7 protein-coding genes and 2 pseudogenes are annotated in these 7,611 nt (G+C 61.4%); 3 read left to right on the plus strand and 6 right to left on the minus strand.

Annotation, left to right across the window (positions count from 1 at the left end; translation table 11 throughout):
* On the plus strand, nt 1–328 hold a 328-nt coding region (locus tag EN749_RS25850; RefSeq protein ID WP_245491502.1), incomplete at its 5' end, for a DUF982 domain-containing protein.
* A gap of 107 nt (nt 329–435) precedes the next feature.
* Here EN749_RS25850 and EN749_RS25855 read toward each other — a convergent pair.
* The 3 genes from EN749_RS25855 to EN749_RS25865 all read right to left on the minus strand — a co-directional run bounded on the left by EN749_RS25855 (nt 436) and on the right by EN749_RS25865 (nt 3,096).
* The gene (locus tag EN749_RS25855; RefSeq protein ID WP_127810441.1) at nt 436–1,242 is read right to left on the minus strand and encodes a DUF1194 domain-containing protein; all 807 of its coding nucleotides are present in this window, start codon (nt 1,240–1,242) and stop codon (nt 436–438) included.
* Between the two features lie 41 nt (nt 1,243–1,283).
* A complete protein-coding gene (locus EN749_RS25860) occupies nt 1,284–1,949 on the minus strand; it encodes a hypothetical protein (RefSeq protein ID WP_245482669.1) in 666 nt (221 codons plus the stop codon).
* A gap of 148 nt (nt 1,950–2,097) precedes the next feature.
* A complete protein-coding gene (locus EN749_RS25865; RefSeq protein WP_127323081.1) occupies nt 2,098–3,096 on the minus strand; it encodes a DMT family transporter in 999 nt (332 codons plus the stop codon).
* A 151-nt stretch (nt 3,097–3,247) separates the two neighbouring features.
* On the opposite strand from EN749_RS25865, the gene EN749_RS25870 reads away from it, so the two are divergent.
* Nucleotides 3,248–5,230, plus strand: a complete 1,983-nt coding sequence (locus EN749_RS25870; protein WP_128364220.1) for a BTAD domain-containing putative transcriptional regulator — start codon at nt 3,248–3,250, stop codon at nt 5,228–5,230.
* Nucleotides 5,231–5,380: 150 nt separating this feature from the next.
* Here EN749_RS25870 and EN749_RS25875 read toward each other — a convergent pair.
* Both EN749_RS25875 and EN749_RS25880 read right to left on the minus strand, forming a co-directional pair.
* Nucleotides 5,381–5,488: pseudogene (locus EN749_RS25875) on the minus strand (transposase domain-containing protein); the annotation flags it as partial.
* A 187-nt stretch (nt 5,489–5,675) separates the two neighbouring features.
* Complete coding sequence (locus tag EN749_RS25880; protein ID WP_095089546.1) at nt 5,676–5,957, minus strand: HU family DNA-binding protein; 282 nt, start codon at nt 5,955–5,957, stop codon at nt 5,676–5,678.
* A gap of 329 nt (nt 5,958–6,286) precedes the next feature.
* Here EN749_RS25880 and EN749_RS25885 point away from each other — a divergent pair.
* Nucleotides 6,287–6,406, plus strand: a pseudogene (locus EN749_RS25885) (DUF736 family protein); the annotation flags it as partial.
* Nucleotides 6,407–6,436: 30 nt separating this feature from the next.
* Here the strand turns inward: EN749_RS25885 and EN749_RS25890 are convergent.
* Nucleotides 6,437–7,611: PLP-dependent aminotransferase family protein (locus EN749_RS25890; RefSeq protein WP_145991005.1), on the minus strand; the 1,175-nt coding region annotated here is incomplete at its 5' end.

Here is a 7,611-nt window from a genome sequence, read left to right on the forward strand (position 1 = left end):
CATTGCGGTCGACCGGGAGGAAACGATGGATCAATTGCATTTCTTTTCGCCCGTGCGGATTTCGCGCGGGCAAGGACACCCTGTGGAAGAAATCGATAATGTTGCCGAAGCCATGATGTTCTTGCGGAAATGGCCGACAGGACGGCGCGGTCCGGTTTATCAGTGCGCGCTGAATTGTTGCTCGGCCGCCTTGTCGGGTCAGATGTCGGCCGAGGAAGCAAGGAAAGCGTTCACCGGCTTTGCCCGCATCACGCGTCTTCTCGATGACGACATGGCGTTGCCGGTACCCGGCGAAGGCGAGGCAAGGGTGCACGCGTTGCGGCGATAGGCTATTGTCCTGACGGACCTACAAGGACTCGCGCTGCAGCGGGGCGGGTCTTGTTGTGCAATGCGCTCGGTCTGGCGGGTCGAAAGTTCGTCCTGCGTGGCACACTTTCACAGCGGACGCTCGTCGTTCATGCTTACTTCAGTCACGAGCTTGCGGCGAAGCGCCATCGTGTAGTCGTCTGGCCCCTTCGGCGTCATGACGAAGGCCTGGGAACCGCCAATCACCGATCTGGCAAAATAGGATGCCAGAGGTTCGTCGGGATTCTCATCCTCCGTCGGGATGGCGATTGCATTGATCGTATATCCCTTGGCTATGGCGTTCGACCTGCTCGGCTGGACGGGAAGCCCGTCGTTGTTCTCGCCATTGGAGGAGATATCGATGACTTTCTTGGCCGCCTTTCCCGGAAACTGGTCGAGCAGGAGACTGCCGATGTCGATAGCCGAGGAAACGGATGTTCCGCCTCGCCCTCTGCGGATGAAGCCGGCATCGCCTTTCCTGCTGATCACCGCAGCCGCCGCTTTGGCATCTTCCAGTCCGCAGATGCTTGTCCACGGCAGCACGACGCGTGCGTGTCCGGGGCTCGACCATTCAAAATAGGCAACGCCGATGCAGCCAACATAATTCCGGCTGATGGCGGCGATGATCTCTGGCGAGGTGAGTGCCGCGGCATGTCCCTCGCGTTGCATATCGGCAATCTTCGGATCGATGGATGACGAGAAGTCGACCGCGAACACGATGGCGACGTCAACGTTCGCGGCATGGGCCGAGGCTCCCCAAAACAGCGAAGCTGCAAGTATTCCTGTCACTCTCGAGATTGAACCGGCCGGCGTCAGGAGACTGCCCCAGCCTGTCGCCCGCACCCGTTTGCGAAAGGATGGGGGGCCGGCGTCCTGATGATACACACTGCCAAACATGTCATTCTCCATCTCGACATCCGGTCGTTTCAAAAGCGAGCTCAACATGTGGAAATCTGGCGGATCGCCTTGGTGCCCACGCCGAACAGCAGCAGATCGGCCTTGGTCCACAAGAGATAACAGCCGAGCAAAGTCAGTGGCATGGCGAGGGCCGCGAAGGAGCCGCCCGACCAGACCTCAGGCAAAGCACGGCCGAGGGCCACTGTCGTCGCCAGCATTGCCGGCAACCGGCTGGCGAGCACCGCACTGCGGAACGGATCGGGCCAAGCGGCCGGCCACATCGGAATTGGCGTGCCGGGCCTGTGGAAGGTGCTGCCGAATTTGCCCAGCGCATGCAGCAGGCCGGAGGTCGCCGCAAGCAATGGATCGCCGAGCAGCAACAGGGCAATGCCGAGCCCGATCGCACCCAGGCCCGACAGGAAGTCGCCCAGACGGTTGAGGGCGGGATCGGGAGCATCCGGCCTTGCCCAGGCCCGGTGATAGGCCTCGCCGCCCCAGAAGAAGACCAGGGTGGTCAAGGTCAGCGCAACAGTGCCATGGCTGCCAGCGAAGTATTCGATCACCGCCATGGTGACGCTGCTTCCCTCATGCAAGCCGACCGGCGCGGTGGCAATCTGGATCGCGAGACCGACAATGAGGCCGAGCGCGTTGCCGCTGTTGTAGTAGCCGCCCGGTCCCCTCATGCGGGCGCGAAGCGCCGATGCCAAATGTGCGATCGGAAGAAGGATTCTCCGCGCGTCCATCACTGCGCCCCCGCGAGAAGTCCGGCCGCCATCGGCAAAGCCACCGCCGCCTGACTGATCGACGCCACTGGCCCCGTGTCGGGCGGCAACCGGGGCCGGAATAGGTTTCGCATCACCGGCAAGGGTCATCACATTCCTCCACTGGACCTGAATTGTTGGGGTGACGATCGCCTGCCCAATTTGCGGCGGCAGCTGCAAAGGCAGGGGCCCCGTCGAAGGGTTGAACCGAAGCGGTTCGCAAGGACGTGCGTGCCTGCGGCGCTCGGTTCGACAGTGCCACGGACAGGATCGCACCCAGAATGATGGCGGCACCCAATGCGCTCGCGGACGAGCTCCGCTCGCCGAGAAAGATCGCCGCGCCCAGCGCCCCGAAAACGCTTTCTGCGCTGACGATCACGGCGGCGTGGCTGGCCGGCGTAAAGCGGAGGGCAACCGTCTGTATGCCGAAGGCAATCGCAGTGGAGAACACGCCGAGGATCGCCAGTTCCGGGCCGGCTGCGAATGCGGCGGCCAACGACAGATTGCCTTGCATTGCGCCGAGCGGCAGGGCGAAGGCGGCGGCGCCGAAGAACTGTGTCGCGGCTGCGGTGAACGGCCGCGCATGCACCTGCATGTGCCGACCCAGTTCGACTGCCCAGAGCGCATAGCAGGCAGCCGAGAGGACAGCGGTGAGATCGCCACTGCTGAACCCGGCAATCCCATCCGACAACAGCAGGGCTCCAACAACGGTCAGCCCGGCGGCGACCGTGAGACTCGCTGTCGGACGTTCGCCTACGAGAAACCAGGCGGCCAGCGGTGTCATTACCGTTGCCGTGCTGACCAGGAAGCTCGCATTGGTGACGGAGGCGCCGAGATAGCAAAGCTGCTGGAGCGTGATGGAGATGGCAAACAGCGCGCACACCTTGGCCAAGCTGGAAAAATAGTCCGGCCCGAGCGGAAGCCGCCTCTCCATCAAGACAAAGGGCAACACAAGCAGGCCGCCGATCAGGCAGCGCAGACCCACCGCACTCAGCGCGTCGAGATGCACAAGCACCATCTTTTGCGAGACATTGCCGAAGCCCCACAAAGCGGCTGCGAATAGCAGCAGCAAATTGGCTCTTGTCCTGGACACGCGTCCCCCTCGAACCAAGCCTTTCGTTGACTTGGTCACCTTAATTTAGCAAAGCCTAAACAGCCTGCCGTTACGGCAGCGCTTGAGCGCGAAGGCCGACTGTTGCGAAGCGTTAGTTTTGAGTTAGGATTTCGTCAGGCTGGGATAGCAAATGCAAAGTGAGGACAGGGGCGCTGCAAATAGAATCTCACTCTTCGGCGGTTTCCGGATTGAAAATGAAACGGCCGGTCCGCTTCGGCTGACCGGGAAACGAGGGCCGGCAATCATCGCCTATCTGGCCCGATGTCCTGGCACGGCGGCGACGCGGGAGAGGCTGGCTGACCTCCTATGGGGCGACAGCGACGGCGAACATTCGCGCAACAGCCTTCGGCAAGCCCTCAGTGTCCTGCGCCAGGATCTGGCGCGAGAGGGGGTGGATCTCATCCATTCCAGCGGTGAGCTGATCGCCCTGAGGCCAGAGGCCGTTCAAGTCGACGTGGAGAAGTTCGAAACGGGTCTCTCGGCACGTTCCGCCCAGGACCTCGCGAAGGCCTTGGCGAACTACACCGGGCCCTTCCTCGACGGGCTTTACCTGGGAAGCAATGCGTTCGATGACTGGATCACATCGGAACGCGACAGGCTGCTCGGCCGCGCGCTTGAGTCCTTCGAAAAACTGGCCCGTCTCGTCGACCCTGATGCCGGGCTGATCCTGGCCGATCGTATTGTGACCATGGAACCGACACGGGAAGAATCCTATCGGCTCAAGATGGAATTGCTGCTCGCATGTGGCCAACGAGACAGGGCAATCAGGACATACGAAGCTTGCAGAAGCATGCTGAAGAAGGAGTTCGGCGTCGAAGCCGGCCCTGAAACGCGGGCGCTTTGGCAATCTCTGTTGCTTGCCGCCGACGACACCTCAAATGTGCAGTCGACAAGTGGTGTTCCGGCCAGCCAGCGCCTTGGGCGTCCCTCCATCAGCGTTGCCGACTTCGTCAATCTGACCGGAAAGCAAGGCGACGACTTTTTCGCCAAGGGACTTGTCCAGGACATCACGACAGCCCTCTCCGAAGTGGCCGACTATGTCGTGCTCGCCGCGCTTCCGCCCGAAAAGAGCGGTCCGGGCGAAGAAGCCAAGACGCCAGGGATACTCCGGGCGCGATATATGCTCAGCGGCAGCGTCCAGAGATCCGGCAATGGGTTGAGGGTGAATGTCCAGCTCGTCGATGCCGCCGGCGGCCACCACGTCTGGGCCCAGAAGTTCGACGGCCACTCCGAGAACGCGCTCGAATTCCAGGACAGGATCGCACAGTCTGTTGTACTTGCCGTGATCCTCGAACTTCAACTGACCAACTGGAAGGTTCGAGACAAAAGCCCGCCGGGTGCCCCTGAAGTGCGCAGGCTGGTCAACGAAGCTCTCATGAAATATTTTGAGATGACTCGGGACTCACTTCTGGTCGGGATAGAGCTTGCCGAGAAGGCCTTCTCGCTTGGTCCCGACAACGCCCGTGCAAAGCGGACGCTCTCGATCGTAATATCCATGGGCGTGGCGTTTGGTGCGCTGCCTCGGGAGCGAGGGGTGATCGAGCGTGCGGTCGAGCTTGCGGAAGCCGCGGTGCGGGCGGTACCGGACGATGAAATTGCCCGATGTATCTTGTCGTTCGCTCTCGAAAGTTGCGGTCGTATCGACGAGGCGATCGCCGAATGCCGCCACGCGATCAGCCTCAACCCAAGCTACCCGACTGGCCACGGCGATATTTCGATGCTCTTTGCGTTGCGCGGACAGGTCGACGAAGCGGTGCGCGAGGCCAACGAAGCAATCCGGCTCGGAACGCACGATGTGATCGACTTCTGGCGCCACCACGGCCTGGTTGTGGCGCTCTTCGCTGGCGGAGACAACCAGCGGGCGCTCGAAGCTGCCCGCAAAGTGGTCAGGACAAAGCCGGGCTTCGTTCGCGGCGCCCTTTATTGGGCCGCGACCGCGTCGGCCACCGGAAACAACGAAGAAGCGTCCCGGGCCATCCACCATTGCCTGTCACAACTTCCGCATCTCAATCTGAGCAATGTCTGCCCTGGCTTTGTGCCGCGCTATGTGAAGGATCATCACCATTCCCGGTTCCTTGAGATGCTGTCGAGGGCTGGCCTCCCCAGTTCCTAGCCACAGTCCAGTTTGCCTGGGGTGCCTGGAAGGTTTTCGAACTTTCTGTCGTGCAACTCCCGTCGAGATGCGCGCGCTTCTGAAGGAGGTCGGGATGTGTGGATCGTAAGCGGTGTTCTCAGGCCACGTCCTTAGCTCAAGCGCCCAGATATAGGTCCAAGGTAGCAGGCCGTCTATCTGGCTGTTCGGATGGCGGTTGAAGACCCTAGTGAGCACGTCGGCGAGATAGCCGAGTGGGTCGACGTCATTGAGTTTGCAGATTGCGAGGCTCACATTAGATTGTGATAAAATAGGTGTTGGAGAATTTTCCGGCCGCGCCAATGGCGCGGCTTGGGACCCCGACCTAAGAACGGCAGCAATGAGAAACTGATGATCTTGGCATGAGACACCATCGCCCAACAGAACGGCGCGTTACTATCAGACGAGATGTATCGTCATAAAATGGTCAGCCGTTCACCGAGTCCTTGAGAGCCTTTGCCGGCTGGAAGACGATCTTCTTCGATGCGGCGATCTTGATCGTGGCTCCAGTCGACGGGTTGCGGCCATCACGTGCTGGTTTGTTCTGTACCTTGAACTTGCCGAAGCCATTGAGGCTGATTTCCTCGCCCTTGGCAGCGGCTTCCGCAATGCCCTTCAACACATCCTCGACCACGGATTTCGCTTGGGTTTTCGACAGGCCGTGCGCGTCTGCAAGGCGTTCGGCAATATCGATCGTGTTTACAGCCATCGTTTCCATCCCTTCTGAATTGGTTCAACCGATTGGCCTTATGGCACAGGAAATTCCACACTGTCATCGGGTCATGGAACTGAATCCGGTGCAAACCAACGCTCGAACCGGGAATTTCCACCACTCTGTCTCGAAAGTCCCGCAGCGCATGACCTCGGCATCAGACGCCCGGCGTGTAGACGACCCTTTCCCAGCAATGCCTCGCCGGTGTGAGGCGTAATTGCACATTCGGCCATGCGGTGGAGGATCGGGTGTGACGGGAATCGTCACGGCATTTGGCGGCTTGGAAGCCGCTGCCCTCAGCAATCAATTGGCCTTCGGAGCTGCCCAAGCTCGACGATCCCAGCTTCCCCGCTCCGATCCACGCGAGCTTGGTCGAGACCGACACCGGGGGCGACTTCTCGCTCATCTGGTCACGACGCGCCGCGGAGTGGTCCGTCAAGCACTAAGCCCCGCCGCAAGGCGGGGCTTTGTCATGTTCAAGTCCGCCGATGCCTAAGCTCTGCCAGCATGAAGTCAAAAAAATGAGGATCCGAGGCCCAGGCGATGTTGACGCGGATGCCTGCCTTGGCAGGTTGGCGCTCCGGCGAAAACACGGTACCAGGTGCGATAAAAATCCCCTGGCGAGCGCCTTCCCGGGCGAGGGCGATGTCATCGACATACTCGGGAAGCTCCAGATAGACGTAGTATCCACCTGTCGGCTCGGCAAAGAGCTTAAGACCCATCTTCTGAAGGCGGGGAACGACCGTCTCGGTGGCCTGCTGCACACGCTGCGCCAAACGCTTGAGGTGGCGCCGATAGTGACCTTCACTGATCAATCCATGGATCAACCGCTCAATGTGTCCTGAGCTGTTGACTGTCGTCAGCATCTTCAACTCGGCAAGGGAAGCGATAAGGTCGGGGCGCGCGGCGATATAGCCGCAGCGCAGGCTGGCCGACAACGTCTTGGCAAAGGTGCGCACGCAGATGACGTTCCGCAACTGGTCGAGAGGCGCAAGGCCAACGCCACGGACCGTCGGCAGGTCGACAAACGGGTCGTCCTCGACCACCAGCATGTCGCAGCGCGCGGCGATCGTCAGGATCGAGTGAGCCGTCGGCAGGTTGGTCGAGCTGCCGGTTGGATTGTGCGCAAGCGATTGTGTGAAGAACAGCTTCGGACGCTCGCGCTCGGCCTTGCCGGCGAGATCGTCGAGGTCCGGACCGGTCGGCGTCCGCTTCACGCCGATCATGCGGATCTGCGCCAGCTTCAGCTTGGCGAAAAGCGGGTAATAGCCGGGGTCGTCGACCAGCACGGTATCGCCGGCGACGAGGAAGCGGCGTATGATCAGGTCCAGTGCGTGGTTGGCGCCGAATGTCAGCAGGATCTGGTCCGGGCTCGCCTGCACCTCGCGCTCCATGAGGTCGAAGGCAAGGCGCTCGCGCAGCGCCGGCAGGCCCATCGCCGAACCATAGCCGTCACTGCTGGACCTCTGGTGCCGGCCGAGCAGTCCGAGATGGCGCCGCACTTCCGATTCCTCCATCCATGAGGCGGGCGGCCGCCCGTCACCGACGCGGATCGAAAAGCTCTCCTCCAACTGCGCATTGAGCAGCGAGGCGATGTCGACCGCTTCCGCGACATGGCGGGGACGCTCGCTAGGCGTCTGCCGGGGACGCG

Origin of the sequence: Mesorhizobium sp. M7A.F.Ca.ET.027.02.1.1 (assembly GCF_004022985.1) — a bacterium.
Classification (GTDB): domain Bacteria; phylum Pseudomonadota; class Alphaproteobacteria; order Rhizobiales; family Rhizobiaceae; genus Mesorhizobium.

Excerpts from the sequence above, each read along its gene's own strand:
- EN749_RS25855 (WP_127810441.1), bottom strand. The coding sequence starts at position 1,242 with ATGTTTGGCAGTGTGTATCATCAGGACGCCGGCCCCCCATCCTTTCGC.
- EN749_RS25870 (WP_128364220.1), top strand. The coding sequence starts at position 3,248 with ATGCAAAGTGAGGACAGGGGCGCTGCAAATAGAATCTCACTCTTCGGC.
- EN749_RS25880 (WP_095089546.1), bottom strand. The coding sequence starts at position 5,957 with ATGGCTGTAAACACGATCGATATTGCCGAACGCCTTGCAGACGCGCAC.